General features: G+C 74.8%; 14 protein-coding genes. 8 read left to right on the top strand and 6 right to left on the bottom strand.

Annotated elements, in window-relative coordinates:
• A partial coding sequence (locus ACME2J_RS20060) for an STAS domain-containing protein (RefSeq protein ID WP_495546721.1) occupies nt 1-221 on the top strand: 221 nt, incomplete at its 5' end.
• 31 nt (nt 222-252) lie between these two features.
• Here ACME2J_RS20060 and ACME2J_RS20065 read toward each other — a convergent pair.
• Nucleotides 253-375: a hypothetical protein gene (locus tag ACME2J_RS20065; RefSeq protein WP_495546722.1), complete on the bottom strand. Its 123-nt coding sequence runs from the start codon at nt 373-375 to the stop codon at nt 253-255.
• A 180-nt stretch (nt 376-555) separates the two neighbouring features.
• On the opposite strand from ACME2J_RS20065, the gene ACME2J_RS20070 reads away from it, so the two are divergent.
• The 4 genes from ACME2J_RS20070 (at nt 556) to ACME2J_RS20085 (ending at nt 3,554) form a co-directional block, all read left to right on the top strand.
• Nucleotides 556-909 (top strand): hypothetical protein, encoded by a 354-nt coding sequence (locus ACME2J_RS20070; RefSeq protein WP_495546723.1) that lies wholly within the window; start codon nt 556-558, stop codon nt 907-909.
• A gap of 3 nt (nt 910-912) precedes the next feature.
• Nucleotides 913-1,407: a hypothetical protein gene (locus ACME2J_RS20075; protein ID WP_495546724.1), complete on the top strand. Its 495-nt coding sequence runs from the start codon at nt 913-915 to the stop codon at nt 1,405-1,407.
• Nucleotides 1,395-2,516 (top strand): T6SS phospholipase effector Tle1-like catalytic domain-containing protein, encoded by a 1,122-nt coding sequence (locus tag ACME2J_RS20080; RefSeq protein WP_495546725.1) that lies wholly within the window; start codon nt 1,395-1,397, stop codon nt 2,514-2,516. The genes ACME2J_RS20075 and ACME2J_RS20080 overlap by 13 nt, the downstream gene beginning before the upstream one ends.
• A gap of 78 nt (nt 2,517-2,594) precedes the next feature.
• A complete protein-coding gene (locus ACME2J_RS20085; RefSeq protein WP_495546726.1) occupies nt 2,595-3,554 on the top strand; it encodes a hypothetical protein in 960 nt (319 codons plus the stop codon).
• Nucleotides 3,555-3,566: 12 nt separating this feature from the next.
• Here ACME2J_RS20085 and ACME2J_RS20090 read toward each other — a convergent pair whose 3' ends face one another.
• Nucleotides 3,567-5,606, bottom strand: coding sequence for a calcium-binding protein (locus ACME2J_RS20090; protein WP_495546727.1), 2,040 nt, complete (start codon nt 5,604-5,606; stop codon nt 3,567-3,569).
• 98 nt (nt 5,607-5,704) lie between these two features.
• Between ACME2J_RS20090 and ACME2J_RS20095 the strand changes: the two genes are divergently transcribed.
• Complete coding sequence (locus tag ACME2J_RS20095; RefSeq protein ID WP_495546728.1) at nt 5,705-6,331, top strand: Dph6-related ATP pyrophosphatase; 627 nt, start codon at nt 5,705-5,707, stop codon at nt 6,329-6,331.
• Nucleotides 6,332-6,384: 53 nt separating this feature from the next.
• On the opposite strand, the gene ACME2J_RS20100 is transcribed toward ACME2J_RS20095, so the two are convergent.
• A complete protein-coding gene (locus tag ACME2J_RS20100) occupies nt 6,385-8,778 on the bottom strand; it encodes an HAD-IC family P-type ATPase (RefSeq protein ID WP_495546729.1) in 2,394 nt (797 codons plus the stop codon).
• A 63-nt stretch (nt 8,779-8,841) separates the two neighbouring features.
• Nucleotides 8,842-9,339 carry an aminoacyl-tRNA deacylase gene (locus tag ACME2J_RS20105; protein WP_495546730.1) on the bottom strand — a complete coding sequence of 166 codons (498 nt, stop codon included), beginning with the start codon at nt 9,337-9,339 and terminating at the stop codon, nt 8,842-8,844.
• Between the two features lie 130 nt (nt 9,340-9,469).
• Between ACME2J_RS20105 and ACME2J_RS20110 the strand changes: the two genes are divergently transcribed.
• Both ACME2J_RS20110 and ACME2J_RS20115 read left to right on the top strand, forming a co-directional pair.
• Nucleotides 9,470-10,216: an ABC transporter ATP-binding protein gene (locus tag ACME2J_RS20110; RefSeq protein ID WP_495546731.1), complete on the top strand. Its 747-nt coding sequence runs from the start codon at nt 9,470-9,472 to the stop codon at nt 10,214-10,216.
• Nucleotides 10,213-11,319 (top strand): ABC transporter permease, encoded by a 1,107-nt coding sequence (locus ACME2J_RS20115; protein WP_495546732.1) that lies wholly within the window; start codon nt 10,213-10,215, stop codon nt 11,317-11,319. The genes ACME2J_RS20110 and ACME2J_RS20115 overlap by 4 nt, the downstream gene beginning before the upstream one ends.
• Nucleotides 11,320-11,352: 33 nt before the next feature.
• Here the strand turns inward: ACME2J_RS20115 and ACME2J_RS20120 are convergent, their stop codons facing one another.
• Both ACME2J_RS20120 and ACME2J_RS20125 read right to left on the bottom strand, forming a co-directional pair.
• On the bottom strand, nt 11,353-13,599 hold the full coding sequence (locus tag ACME2J_RS20120; RefSeq protein ID WP_495546733.1) for a heavy metal translocating P-type ATPase: 2,247 nt from the start codon (nt 13,597-13,599) through the stop codon (nt 11,353-11,355).
• A complete protein-coding gene (locus tag ACME2J_RS20125; RefSeq protein WP_495546734.1) occupies nt 13,596-14,426 on the bottom strand; it encodes a DUF8832 domain-containing protein in 831 nt (276 codons plus the stop codon). Before ACME2J_RS20125 ends, ACME2J_RS20120 begins: the two co-directional genes overlap by 4 nt.
• Nucleotides 14,427-14,568 lie beyond the last annotated feature (142 nt).

Here is a 14,568-nt window from a genome sequence, read left to right on the forward strand (position 1 = left end):
CCCAGGCGCTGCAGGAGCGCATCCTCGCCGAGCTCGCCGAGCACGCGGAGATCGAGCGGCTCGTCGTCCACCTCGACGCCGTCGGACGCTTCGACATGACCGCGGCGATGGCGTTGCGATCGACGTTCGACGACGCACGGGCGGGCGGCGTCGAGCCCGCCCTCGCCGGGGTCCACGACCGCGACCGGCGGCTCACGGTGATCGTCGAGCCACCCGGCTGAGCGCAGGGGCCGAGGACGGCGCGATGCGCGCTCAGCCGGCCCGCCGGTCGGTGGCCCGCACGAGGAGGACGACCGGCACGAGGCCGACGCCGACGATGCAGAGCGCGGGGAAGGCGGCGGTCTCGTACAGCGACTCGCGCGTCGCCTCCCACACGGCGACAGAGAGCGTGTCGAGGCCGAGCGGCCGCAGCAGGACGGTCGCCGGGCACGCGCCGCGGATCTTTCCCGCTCAGCGGGAAGGATCCGCGGCGGGTCCGCGTCCGCGCGAGCGATCGGACGCCCGCTGCGGTGCTCGCCTCGGACGGCTGAGCCCGGCGGCGGTACGGTCTGCCGGATGGCGACCATCCGCATCGCGCCGCCGGACCTGCACGTCGAGCTCACCACCGGCGAGAAGATCGCCGCGCTGCGCGGCGGCATGAGCATCCCGCTCGCCGACATCGAAGAGGTTCGCGTCGAGAGCGACGGCCTGCGGGCGACGCGTGGCCTGCGCGCACCCGGGCTCGCGATCCCCGGCGTGCGGAAGATCGGGACCTGGCGCGGGCGCGACGCCCGCAGGCTCGTGTCGGTCCGCCGCGGGGAGCCGGCCGTCCGGCTCGTCCTCTCCGGCGGCCGCGAGGCGATCGTCGGCCATCCCGATGCCGAGGCGCTCGCGGACGAGGTGCGCCGGCAGCTCGGCGGCGCGGGCTGAGCCATGAGAGCGCTCGCCGCCGTCGTCGTGGTCGGCGTGCTCCTCGGGGCCGCGGGGTGCGGGTCGGACGACGACCCGCCGACCGATGCCGGGAACCCGCCGACCGCGACCGCGCCGCCCGCGGAGCGGGAGCGGTACATCGCCGCCGCCGACGAGATCTGCGCGCCGCTCGCCGAGGCCGTCGAGCGGGAGTTCCCCGCGGAGGGCGAGTTCGAGGGGGCCGAGGAGCTCGCCGCGGCCTTCGACGAGCTGCTGCCGCGCTTCGAGTCGACGCTCGACGACCTCACCGAGCTTCCCGTCCCCCGTGGCGACGAGGGGTTCGTCGAGGGCTTCCGCGACCACTATCGCGACGAGATCGCGCTCATGCGGGAGTACGTCGAGAAGGTCGAGGCGGGCCTTCTCGCGCGGGTGGCGGGGATGGGCACCGAGCTCGGCCGCGAGATCGGCCTGCACCGCTCGTCCGCCGAGGACTACGGGTACCGGACATGCCCGTTCTAGAGCCGGCGCCGGCGCGTCCGCCCAAGCGCCTCGTCGTCTGCTGCGACGGCACGTGGAACCGGCCCGATCAGATCAGCGAGGGGGTCGCGGCGCCGACGAACGTCCTCAAGGTCGCCCTCGCGGTCGCGCGGCAGGACGCCGACGGGACGGTGCAGGAGGTGCACTACCAGCCGGGCGTCGGGACGCGGCGCCTCGAGCGCATCCGCGGCGGGGCGTTCGGGCTGGGCCTCTCGCGCAACGTGCGCGACTGCTACCGCTTCCTCGTCGAGCACTACGAGCCCGGCGACGCGCTCTACCTCTTCGGCTTCAGCCGCGGCGCCTTCACGGCGCGCAGCCTCGCGGGGCTCGTCCGCAACGCGGGGATCGTCGAGCGCCGGCACGCGGACCGCATCGGCGATGCCTATCGGCTCTACCGCCGCCGGGACGAGGACAGCGAGCCGTCCGGGATGGCGTCGGCGATCTTCCGGCGGATGTACTCGCACCCGGAGGCCGACCTCGACTTCGTCGGCGTGTGGGACACGGTCGGGTCCCTCGGCATCCCGATCGACGGCGTGCGGCTGCCGTTCATCACGCGGCTGTGGAGCTTCCACGACACGCGCCTCAGCAGCCGGGTCCGCAACGCGTTCCACGCCCTCGCCATCGACGAGCGCCGGGGGCCCTTCGCGCCGACGCTGTGGGAGCGCCAGGCGCACGCGCCCCCCGATCAGCGCCTCGAGCAGGTCTGGTTCAGCGGCGTGCACTGCGACGTCGGCGGCGGGTACGCGGATCCCGCTCTCTCCGAGATCGCGCTCCTGTGGATGGTCGAGCGGGCCCGGGAGTGCGGGCTCGCCTTCGAGCCGGACCGCTTCCGGCGGCCCGCGAGCGATCCCGACTCGCGCGCCCGCCACTCCGGCGCCGAGGTCGCCCCCGACGCCCTCGGGACGATCCACGAGTCGCGCAAGGGCTTCTACCGCCTCCTCCCGGAGCACCGCCGCGCTCTCGCCGTCGACGGGGCCGGTGCGGCGTCGAGCGCGGTGCGCCGGCGCCGCGAGCTCGCCGGCTACGCCCCGGAGAATCTCGACGCCTACCTCGCCGACGGCGGCCGCGAGGTCGATGTCCCGGCGGGCTGAGCGAGGGGCGCGCGAACCTCGCCGCGTCCGCGCGTCATGTGCGACGCTTGATCGGATTTCCATCGAGGAGGTGCATCGATGTCCCATGAAGAGCTCGCCGAGCTGCGCCGTCGGCTCGAGGTGACGGAGGCCGAGCTGGAGGCCGTGCGCGGGCGGCTCGAGCGCCGCGGCCTGCGGCGGTTGAGACCGAGCGCCCGGGGCGTGCTGCTCGGCGCGGGGATCGCGCTGCTCGGCGCCCCGGCGGGGATCGCCGCGACCGGCGAGGTGCTCCGCGAAGGGGAGCGCAACGGCACGACGCGCTCGGAGACGGAGATCATCGGCGACATCGAGGCGTCGAGCGGGAGCAAAGGCGGCTTCGTCACGCGGCAGTCGAACGTCGCGACGGGGGCCGGTGCGGGCGGCGCCGCGATCTACGGGTGCCGCGGCGCCGCGGGCGGGACAGCCGGCGGCTCGGCCCCGTGCCTGCGCGCGCGGAACCTCGCCGACGGCTTCGCGTTCGAGCTCTCGTCGAAGACGGGGCCGGCCGGGTTCATCGAGGCGGGCTCGGCGGCGGACCCGCCGTTCGTCACCAACGGAGCGGGACGCGTCACGAACCTCAACGCCGACAAGGTCGACGGCCTCGACGCCGACCAGCTGCGAGGCGCCACCGGTCCCCAGGGCCCTCCAGGCCCGCAGGGACCCAAGGGAGACCCGGGGGTCGTCGACACGTCGAGCTTCTACACGAAGTCCGAGGCCGACGACCGCTACCTGCGGCGCACGATCACGGTGACGAAGACGGGCTCCGTGAGCGCGGGCTCGTTCGCCCAGGTCGCCGTCGCCTGTCCCGCCGGCTATGAGGCGATCGGGGGAGGGGTCGACAACTTCAACGTCTTCGACATGTACGTGACCCAGTCCGCTCCCCTCGTCGAGGGGGTCCGTCCGCTCACTCTCGCCGACGGCCAGCACGGCGCCGCCCGGGGCTGGGTCGGCGCGGCGAGGAACGAGACGGGCGCCGCCCGAGAGGTCGTCGTCACGGCCATCTGCGCGCCGGTGGGATAGCGACCGTCGTTCTCAGCGGGTTCCGGTGACGGCTTTGGCGGTCTGTTCTCCGCGGATGCGGTGGGGGAGGTAGCCGGTGAATTGGATGGAGAGCTGTCCGCCGGTGGTGGCGGCGTGGGTGGGGAGCTTCTCGTTGAGGGTCCAGGTGGCTTTGCCGTCGTCGTCGCGTTGGATGCGGGCGCGGTAGCGCAGGAAGTCGGTGGTGCCGTCGGGTTGGGTGTAGCCGAGGCGGATGCGCACGACGCCGTGGGCGCGGCGGCTGACTTTGCCGGTGACGCGGAGGCGGCCTTGGCTGTCGATGCGGGTCTGGTCGCGTTCGAGGAGGGCTTTGCCGTTGGCGGCGCGGAGGCGGACGTCGTCGGGGCGGACGAGGGGGTTGCCGGCGTAGGTGAGGGTGACGATGCCGGTGGTGGTGTTGCGTTGGCTCTTGGGGAGGGTCTTGGTGAAGCTCCAGGCGATGCCGCCGCCGGTGGGTGTCTTGTCGGTGGGGATGTCGACGGTGAAGGGGGTCTTCTTGCCGTTGGAGTGGTAGAGGAGCTTCAGCTGGCCGGTGGCGCGGGCGGTGATCTGGACGCGCATGTCGAGCTTGCCGTTCTCGATGCCGGCGCGCAGGACGCGGATCTTCGCGGGGAACCGCGGGGTGGTCGCGGCGGTCGTGCCCAGGGGGGAGAGCGGTGCGAGCGGGGTCGTCGTCGTGGGCGCCGGGGCCGGAGCGGGCGCAGGAGCCGGTGCAGGCGGGGGTGCGGGAGCGGGTGCGCGGTCCTCGGTCTCGCACGCGATGACCGCCGGGTCGCCCGCGTCGGTCTGCGCGCTGTCGACGCCGGGCCCGCAGTCGACGCGCTCCTCGACCTCGCCGTCACGCGCGAAGAGGCCGTCGTCGCCCGCGTCGCCCTGCAGGCGGTCGAAGCCCGGGCCGCCGACGACGACGTCGGCGTCGTCGCCGCCGAAGACGTTGTCGTTCCCCGCGCCGCCGTCGAGGTCGTCGTTCCCGGCTCCGCCTTCGAGCTGGTCGTGGCCGCCGAGCCCGAGGATGACGTCGTCGTCGTCGCCGCCGAGGAGGGACTCGGCGGACGCCGAGCCGGTGAGGGTGTCGCCGCCGGGACCGCCCTCGAGCGTCGTCATCGCCTCGCCGGCGGTGAGGACGTCCGGTCCGTTCGTCCCGACGATGCGCTCGACGTCGGGGCCGATGGTGTCGCGGGCTCCGACCGCGCCGTCCGTGGTGCTCCCGTCGTCGCCCGTCCCGCCCGGGGCGACCGTGACGCCCGTGCTGCCGCGCGCGGCGTAGGTCACCGTGTCCGTGCCCGCGCCGCCGTGCATCTCGTCGGGCCCATCACCCCCGTCGATGATGTCGTGACCGCCGCCGCCCTCGATGATGTTCGGCCCGGAACCGCCGGTGATGCCGTCGGCGCGCGGGCCGCCGATGATGTGCTCGATGCCGCTGCCGACCTGATCGTCCTCACCCGCCTCGCCGTCGCCGCCCGCGTTCACCTGGTCGATCGTGAGACCGCCGTCGCGCGTGGAGTAGTCAATGCGGTCGAGGGCGCCCACCGGGTTCGCGCCCCCGGAGAACGCGTCCTTGCCGTCCGCGGCGGAGCCCGTGAGGAAGACGTCCTGGCCCGGGCCGCCACTGAGCGTGTCGTTCCCCGGGCTGCTCAGCCACGTCGTCCTGAACTCCGCGGTCGACGCCGCTTGGTCGTTGCCGCCGCCAAGATCGACCTCGATCATGGGCTCGGCGCCCGTGAAGCTGCAGACGACGGTGTCGCCCGGGAACGTCGTGCACTCGGCCGAGGTCGCGTTGGGCGTGTCGCCGGTGTCGAGGACCGCGATCTGATGCGTGCCGCCCGCGGTCGTGCCGGCGTCGAGGCTGAGGGCACTCGCCGCGACGCCGGAGGGCTCGACCGCCTCGATGCGCACGACCTTCTCCCCGCCAGCGCCCGTCTCGACGCTCACCGAGAGCGTCGCCTCGGCGGACGGGGCCGCGGCGAGGAGGATCGCCGCCGCGAGCCCGGTCGCGGCGAGCGTGAGGCGCCGGGTGACGCCGATGCACCGCATGTCGGACATCCTCCTCCACACCAGGTGCCGCCGCAACCCGCAACCGGTCGGGGGAGACCGATGTGCGACCCCGCGCGCGACGTGCTGGAGTTCCCGCCGTGCTCGCTCTCTCCTGGAGCGGAGGCAAGGACTCCGCCCACGCCCTCCACGTCCTCGCGCGGTCCGGCGAGCGGCCCGACCTCCTCATCACCACGGTGGACGCGTCGTCGCGCGCCGTCACCCACCACGAGATCCCCGCCGAGGTCCTCCGCGCCCAGGCCGCCGCGGTCGGCCTGCCGCTCGTCGAGGTCGCGATCCCGCCCGCCTGCCCGAACGACGAGTACGCGCGTCTCTGGGAGGCGGCGTTCGACGGCCCGCTCGCCGACGTGCGAGAGGTCGCCTTCGGGGACCTCCACCTCGCCGACGTCCGCGCCTACCGCGAGGACCGCATGCGCGACGCGGGGCGCGCCGCCCGCTTCCCGCTCTGGGGACGGGACCCCGCGGCGCTCGCGCGGGAGATGGTCGCCGGTGGCCTCGTCGCGACCGTGTGCGCCGTCGACCCCGCCGTGCTCGGCGAGGACGTCGTCGGCCGACGCTTCGACGAGGCGTTCCTCGCGGCGCTTCCCGAGGACGCGGACCCCTGCGGCGAGCGCGGCGAGTTCCACACGTGCGTCACCGACGGTCCCGAGTTCGCGCATGCGCTCCCGCCGTGGCCACCCTCGCCCGCCGAGTCCCCCCGCGCCTGACGAAACCCACCCTCAGCGTGAGTTTCGTCAGGAGGGATGGGGTGGACGTGGCCTCACGCGCGCGCCGCAGCCCCGCCGACCTCGGGCCGCGGCGGGAACCCCGCGAGCCGCAGCGCCCCGAGCGCGAGCGCGACGCCGGCCGCGGAGACCGCGACGATCTCGAGGTCCGGCGCCGCGAGCGCGAAGAACTCGCGGGTGAACGGCAGCGCGAGCGCGAGCACGTAGGCGACGGCGAGCGCGCCGACGAGCGGCCACAGCCACGGCGCCGGCCTCGCGCTCGAGCGCTCGAGCGCGACGACGAACGCGAGGCCGACGCTCGCGAGGACCGTCGTCGCGACCGTCCGCGCCTCGACGAGATCCATGTCGAGCACGTGGCGCGCGACGAGGTAGCTCGTCGCGAGGCCCGCGCACGCGGCCGCACCGGCGGGCACGGCGAACCTCGCGACCTCGCGCAGGAAGTCGCGCGAGCGCCACGGTCCGGCGCTGTGCGCGAGGGCGAGGAAGAAGGTCGGCACGCCGATCGTGAGCGTGCTCACGAGGCTGAGGTGACGGGGGAGGAGCGGGTAGTCGGGCGCCGTCGTCCCCACCGTGAGGATGAGGAGGGCGGCGAACACCGACTTGCTCACGTAGAGCTTCGCGACGCGCTGGAGGTTGCGCAGGATGTTGCGGCCCTCGTCGACCATGCGCGGGAGCGCGGCGAAGTCCCCGCTCACGAGGACGACGTCGGCGACCGACTTCGCCATCTGGGACCCGGAGCCCTGGGCGATCGCGAGACGCGCCTGCTTGAGGGCCGGGACGTCGTTGACCCCGTCGCCGATCATCGCGACGTAGCGCCCCTGCGCCGTCAGGGTCGCGACGAACGCGCGCTTGCCCTCGGGCGTGATCCGGCCGACGAGCGTCGTGCGTCGCGCGACGGCGTCGAGCGCCGCGTCGTCGTCGATCGGGAGGTCGCCGCCGTTCACCGGCTCGTGCACCTCGATCCCGGCGTCCGCGGCGATCGCGCCGACCGTCGCGGGATCGTCGCCGGAGAGCACCTTGATCTCGACCCCCTCGGCGCGGAGGAAGGCGACGGTCTCCCGCGTCTCCTCGCGCAGCCGCTCGGAGAGGACGACGAGCCCCGTGGGCTCGACGCCCGACGGCGGGCCGTCGACGGCCTCCGGCAGGCGCTCCGCCCGGCCGAACGCGAGGACCCGGCGCCCCGCGGAGGCCTCCGCCGCCGCGCGGTCGGCGAGCGACCCGAGCGGCAGCCGCTCCGGGGCGCCGACGACGAGCGCGGCGTCGCCGAGCGCGATCGCGCTCCACTTGCGACGGGACGAGAATGCGACGACGGACCCGGGCTCCTCGGCGTCGCCGGGGAGCGCGTCGGCGATCGCGGCGAGCGTCGCGTTGCGTCCCGGCGTGCTCGCCGCGAGGCGCGCGAGGACCGCGCGCGCCTCGTCCTCGCCGACGCCCTCGGCGGGCACGACCTCGACGACGCGCAGCGTCCCGTCGGTGAGCGTGCCCGTCTTGTCGATGCACACGACGTCCACGGCGGCGAGCGACTCGACCGCATTGAGCTGCTGCGCGTAGGCGCCGCGCCGGGCGAGACGGACGGCCGCGACCGCGAACGTGAGCGACATGAGGAGGATGAGGCCCTCCGGGACGAGGCTCACCGCCCCGGCGGTCGCGGTCGTCACGGCCTCGTCGACCGACGGGTCGCGGCTCCACAGGGACACCCCGAGGACCGCGGCGAGGGGCACCATCACCGCGACGAGGACGAGGAGGAGGCGGTTGAACGCGCGCTCGAGCGGCGAGCGCGGATGGCGGAAGCGCCGCGCCTCGCCGGCGAGCCGCTCGGCGTAGGACTCCTCGCCCACCGCCTCGACGAGGTAGGCGGCCGCGCCCTCGACGACGAACGACCCGGAGCGGACGGGCTCGTCCGCCTCGCGGCCGACCGGATCCGACTCCCCGGTGAGGATCGCCTCGTCCAGCCGCAGGCCGTCGGCGCGCACGAGCGTCCCGTCCGCGACGACCTGGTCGCCCGACACGGCCTCCACGAGGTCGCCGACGACGAGCTCCTCGACGCCGACGCGGCGCGCCTCGCCGTCCCGGACGACGGTCGCGTGCGGCGCGACGAGCGCCGCGAGGCGGTCGAGCGTGCGCTTCGCACGCACCTCCTGGCCGATCCCGATCGTCGTGTTCGCGACGAGGACCCCGAGGAACAGCGCGTCGCGCCAGTCGCCGAAGACGAGCGTGATCGTCCCGAACACCGCGAGGATCGCGTTGAAGACCGTGAAGACGTTCGCCCGGACGATGCTCGAGTAGGAGCGGCTCGTCGGCGGCCGGCGGCGACGCGGCCGCTCGGCGAGGCGCCGCGCGGCCTCCCGCTCGGAGAGGCCGTGCGCCCGGCCGTCCTCGGGGCGGCCACGCGCGGGCGCCGGGCGCGCCGGAGGAGCATCGGACGACATCGTCCTCGGGACCGTAGACGGCGCCGGCGATGCTCCGCTCGCCCGGCGCCGTCCGGCGAGGACTCAGTCCTCGCAGATGTCGGCGACCTTCGCGTCGGAGAGCTCGACGATCGCCCGCGGGTCGAGCGAGATCGAGTGGCGGTGGTCGCCGCCCGAGCACAGCACGCGGTCCATCTCGGCGATCCGCCGGTCGACGACCTCGCCGGTGAAGATGACCGGTCCGACCGGCGGCACCGCGCCGACCTCGAACTGCGAGTAGTGCTGCGCGATCTCGTCCTCCGTGGCGAGGCGCAGGCTGCGCGTCGCGCCGAGGAGCTCGCGGACCTTGTGGAGATCGAGCCGCTCGGAGGCGGGCACGATCGCGAGCATGTAGGCGCCGCCGTCGTTGAGCACGACGGTCTTCGCGGCGTCCTGGGGCAGCACGCCGGCGGCGCGCGCCTCGGAGGCCGCCGTGTACGCGGCGGGGTGCTCGACGACGTCGTGGTCGACGCCGTGCTCGCTGAGGAAGTGGCTGATCGCCTTCGTCGTCTCGTGGGCGGTGAGGGAACGTGATGCGGACATGGTGGGCCTCCGTCGAGGGGTCTCGTCGACCGTAGGCGCGGAGCGCCCGCGCGTCATGCGTGCGTTGCCCGCGAACGACCTGTGGCCTCCTACGGATGGGCGCGCGGGGGCGGGGCGCGATGGTGGAGGCATGCCCGCCCGCTCTCGTGGACCTGCGCTGCTCGCGGACTCCGCGCGCGGCGGGCCCGCGCCGAGCCCCGGCGGCCGCGGCGCGACCATCCACGTCGCCGACGCGTGGCGCACCTACGACGGCGACGTCACGGCGCTCGCCGGGGCGAGCCTCGACGTCGCCGCCGGCGAGTTCGTCGCGGTGACGGGCCCGTCGGGCTCCGGCAAGAGCACGCTGCTGCAGGTCATCGGCAGCCTCGACCGCGCCGACCGCGGCACGGTCGAGGTCGACGGCGAGCCCGTCCCCACGGGCCGTCACGCCGTCGACTTCCGCCGGCACGTCGTCGGCTTCGTCTTCCAGCTGCACCACCTCCTCCCGATGCTCACCGCCGAGGGCAACGTCGAGGTGGGTCTCCTCGCCGACGGCGTGCCGCGTGCCGAGCGCCGCCGCCGCGCGGCGGGCCTCCTCGCCGACGTCGGGCTGGCCCACCGCCTCGACCACCGGCCGTCGCAGCTCTCGGGGGGCGAGCGGCAGAAGGTCGCGGTCGCCCGCGCGCTCGCCAACCGCCCGCGGCTGCTGCTCGCCGACGAGCCGACGGGATCGCTCGACGCCGCCGCGACCGTGGCGCTCATCGACCTCCTCGACGAGCTGCGCCGCCGCGACGGCATGACGCTCCTCGTCGTGAGCCACGATCCCGCCGTCGCCGCGCGGGCCGACCGTCGCGTGGAGGTCGTCGACGGCGTCGTCATCGAGGAGGGGCCGTCGTGATCGCCTTCGTCGTCGCGAACGTCGTCCGGCGCCGCGCGCGGACGGTCCTCACCGCGTCGGGCATCGCGGTCGGGGTCGCGACGATCATCGCCCTGCTCTCGCTCACGGCGGGACTCGAGCGCAGGGCCGGAGAGCTCGTCAACCTCGGGCGCGCGGACCTCGGCGTCTTCCAGCGCGGCGCCGCCGACGTGACGACGTCCGTGCTGCCGCTCGAGTTCCTCGAGCGCCTGAAGGAGCGCCCCGAGATCGCCGACGCGACGGCCGTCCAGGTCCTCGTCGAGGGGATCCGCACGGAGACGAGCGCCGTCGTCTTCGGCGCCGACCAGGACAGCTTCCTCGCGGACCGCCTCGTGTTCACGGCGGGGCGCCCGATCCGGGGCCCGGACGAGGTCATCGTCGGCGACCGGCTCGCCGAGTCGCTCGTCCTCGAGCCCGGGAACCGGCTCGAGGTCGGCGGCCGCGACTTCACGATCGCGGGCGTCTACCACTCCGGCATCTTCTTCGAGGACTCGGGCGCCGTCCTCCCACTCGCGACCGTTCAGGACCTCGCGGGCCGCCGCGCCGACGAGGTGACGACCGTCGCCGTCGCGCTCGAGCCCGACATCCCCGCCGACGACGCCGTCGAGGCGCTCTCCGAGGCGTTCCCGTCGCTCCTCTTCATCGCGAGCCCGGAGGAGGCGGCGCGGATCGGCGCCAACAGCGCCCTCATCTCCGAGGCGGTGCCGCTGCTCGTCGCGCTCGCGCTCCTCGTCGGCGGGCTCGCGGTCGCGAATACGATGCTCATGGCGGTCATCGAGCGGGAGCGCGAGGTCGCGCTCCTCGCGGCCGTCGGCTGGAGCCCGCGTCAGATCGGCGCGATCGTCATGGGCGAGGCGATCGCGGTGAGCGTCGTCGGGGCGCTCCTCGGCCTCCTCGTCGGGGTCGCCGCGGGCGAGGCGCTCCCGCGGCTCCTCTCCAGGCTCGACATCGTCGAGCCTGTCCTCACCGCGGGCGACCTCGGGATCGGCATGCTCGTCGGCGTCGCGACGGGAGTCGTCGGCGGCCTCTACCCGACCTGGCGCGCCTCGCGCCTCGCCCCCGCCGGCGTCCTCGCGCGGGGCTGAGGAACGGCCGACGGAGGCGCGGGCGCGCCGGTCTCAGCGGCGCTGCGCGCGGAACGTCCGCAGGCGCAGCGCGTTGAGGACGACCGAGACGCTCGAGAACGCCATCGCCGCGCCGGCGATGAGCGGGTTGAGCAGCCCGGCCGCGGCGAGCGGGAGCGCGGCGACGTTGTAGCCGAACGCCCACCCGAGGTTCTGCTTGATCGTCCGCAGCGTCCGCCGCGAGAGGCGGATCGCGTCGGCCGCCGCGCGGAGGTCGCCGCTGACGAGCGTGAGGTCGCTCGCCTCGATCGCCGCGTCGGTGCCGGTCCCGATGCTGAGGCCGAGGTCGGCCTGCGCGAGCGCGGGCGCGTCGTTGACCCCGTCGCCGGCCATCGCGACGACCCGGCCCTCTGCCTGCAGGCGCTTGACGACGTCGGCCTTGTCGGCGGGGAGGACCTCGGCGATGACCTCGTCGATGCCGACCTCGGCCGCGACCGCCCGGGCGGTCGCCTCGTTGTCGCCGGTGAGGAGCACGGGCCGCAGCCCGAGCTCCTTCAGCGACGCGATCGCCTCGGCCGACGTCGGCTTCGCCTTGTCGGCGACGACGAGCACGGCGGCCGCGCGGCCGTCCCAGCCCGCCGCGATCGCGGTGCGCCCGGCGGCCTCGGCCTCCTGCTTCGCCGCCACGAGCGCCGGCGGCAGGTGCATCGCCCAGTCCTCGAGGAGGGCGGGACGCCCCGCGACGACCGCGTGCCCGTCGACGACGCCCTCGACGCCGAGGCCCTCGCGGTTCGCGAAGGACTCGACGGGCGGGAGCGCTCCCGCCTCGCCGGCGGCCGTCGCGATCGCCTGCGCGATCGGGTGCTCCGAGGCCGCCTCGAGCGCGCCGACGAGCCGCAGCGCCTCGGCCTCGCCCACGCCGTCGGCGACGTGGACCGACAGGAGGGTCATCTTGCCGGTCGTCACCGTCCCGGTCTTGTCGAGGACGATCGTGTCGACCCGGCGCGTGGACTCCAGGATCTCCGGGCCCTTGATGAGCAGGCCGAGCTGCGCCCCGCGCCCCGTCCCGACGAGGAGGGCGGTCGGCGTCGCGAGCCCGAGCGCGCACGGGCAGGCGATGATGAGCACCGCGACCGCGGCGGTGAACGCGAACTCGACGTTCTCGCCGCTCCCGAGCCAGAACCCGAGCGTCGCGACCGCGATGCCGATGACGACGGGCACGAAGACGCCCGAGACGCGGTCGGCGAGACGCTGGACGGGGGCCTTGCCCGACTGGGCGTCGGTGACGAGCCGCGCGATCTGCGCGAGCGCGGTGTCGGCGCCGACCTTCGTCGCGCGGACGACGAGGCGGCCGCCGACGTTGACGGAGGCGCCGACGACGTCGTCGCCGGGCCGCTTCTCGACGGGCACCGACTCGCCGGTGAGGAGGGACTGGTCGACCGCCGAGGCGCCGTCCTCGACGACGCCGTCGGTCGCGACCTTCTCGCCCGGCCGCACGACGAAGCGCATGCCGACCGCGAGGTCCTCGACGGGGATCCGCCGCTCGTTCCCGTCCTCGCCGAGGACGGCGACGTCCTTCGCGCCGAGCTCGAGGAGGGCCTTGAGCGCCGCGCCCGCGCGCCGCTTGGCGCGCGCCTCGAAGTACCGGCCACCGAGGATGAAGACGGTGACGACCGCGGCGACCTCGAGGTAGATCTCGTGGGCGCCGGCGCCCCGCTCGGGGACGAGATCGAAGCTCATCCGCATGTCGGGCGTGCCGGCGTCGCCGAGGAAGAGCGCGTACAGCGACCAGAGCCACGCCGAGAGGACGCCGACGGAGATGAGGGTGTCCATCGTCGCGGTCGCGTGCTTGAGGTTCGCCCAGGCCGCCCGGTGGAACGGCCAGGCGCCCCAGAGCACGACGGGGGTCGCGAGCTGGAGGGAGAGCCACTGCCAGTTGTCGAACTGCAGGGGCGGCACCATGGCGAGGACGAGCACCGGCAGCGCGAGGAGCGCGCTGGCGACGAGGCGGCGACGCAGCGGCGCGGTCTCGTCGGGCTCCTCCTCCGGCTCGGTGCCGCTGACCTCGGCGCGCTCGGTGACCGGCAGCGTCGCCTGGTACCCCGCCGCCTCGACGGCGGCGAGGAGGTCGTCGGGGGCGACGACGCCGGGGTCGAAGGTGACCGCGGCGCGCTCCGTCGCGTAGTTGACCGTCGCCTCGACCCCCTCGAGCTTGTTGAGCTTGCGCTCGATGCGGTTCGCGCAGGACGCGCAGGTCATGCCGGTGATCGGCAGCTCGACGTGATCGCTCGTCGTCGTCATCGGTCGGTCACCTCCCGGGTGAACGCGGCGGTGTGGACGCGGCCCTCGTGTGCATACTGAAGGAAGAGCCGGTAGCGGCCGGGCGTCGGGAACGTCGTCTCGAACGCGACCTCGCCGCCGTGCGGGTCGCCGCCGTGCTCGTCGCCGCCGTGCGTCTCGGGGTGGACGTGGAGGAACGCGAGGTCGCCCTCGCGCAGAGCGACGAGGTGCCCGCCCGCGCCGAGGTGCTCCTCGAGCTCGGCGGGGCGGCCGTCGCGGCCGACGGTGAAGCGCAGGCGCGACTGCGCGCCGGGGGCCGAGGGCCCCGCGTCGAGGCGGACGTCGTCGCCGCCGTCGGAGATCGTCCGCGCGCGCGGCTCCGGCAGCGGTCGGAGGTCGGCCTCGCCGTCGACCCGGAGGTCGGCGGCGAGCGTCGACGCGGTCCCGTCGCGCGTGAAGTCCGCGAAGACGCGGTAGGACCCGGGCTCCCCGATCCGGACCGGGGTGCGCCACGCTCCGTCCGCGTCCTGCGTCGGATGGAGGTGCTGGAAGCCCTCGAGGTCGCGGCGCACGACGATGACGTGCATCCGCTTCGTGTGTTCGACGTCGAAGTCGCGGACGGTGCGGCCGTCGTCGGTGACGAGGCGGAACGCGAGCGTCTCCTTCCGGCCGGCGCGCAGCTCGGGCTCCGCGACGACGAGGCGCAGGCCGCCGTCGGCGGAGGCCAGCCCGCGGACGCCGGGCGTGCCGGGGACCATGACGGGCAACCGGTTTTGGGGCCGATCGGTCGTGTTCCAGAAGAGGCTGCTGGTGAACTGCGCATCGAAGGCGGCCAGGGCGGCTTCCACGCCGAATTGCGGATCGCTCTCGATCGAGGCGGGATCGTAAATCGTGGCGACGCCCTGCGACTGAGCGAGCAGTGCGTCGGGAACGCCCCCGGTGCGCACCGACCCTACCGTGCGAATGACCTTGCTGTTGTGCAGCGCGGTC

This window comes from Paraconexibacter sp. (assembly GCF_059438195.1).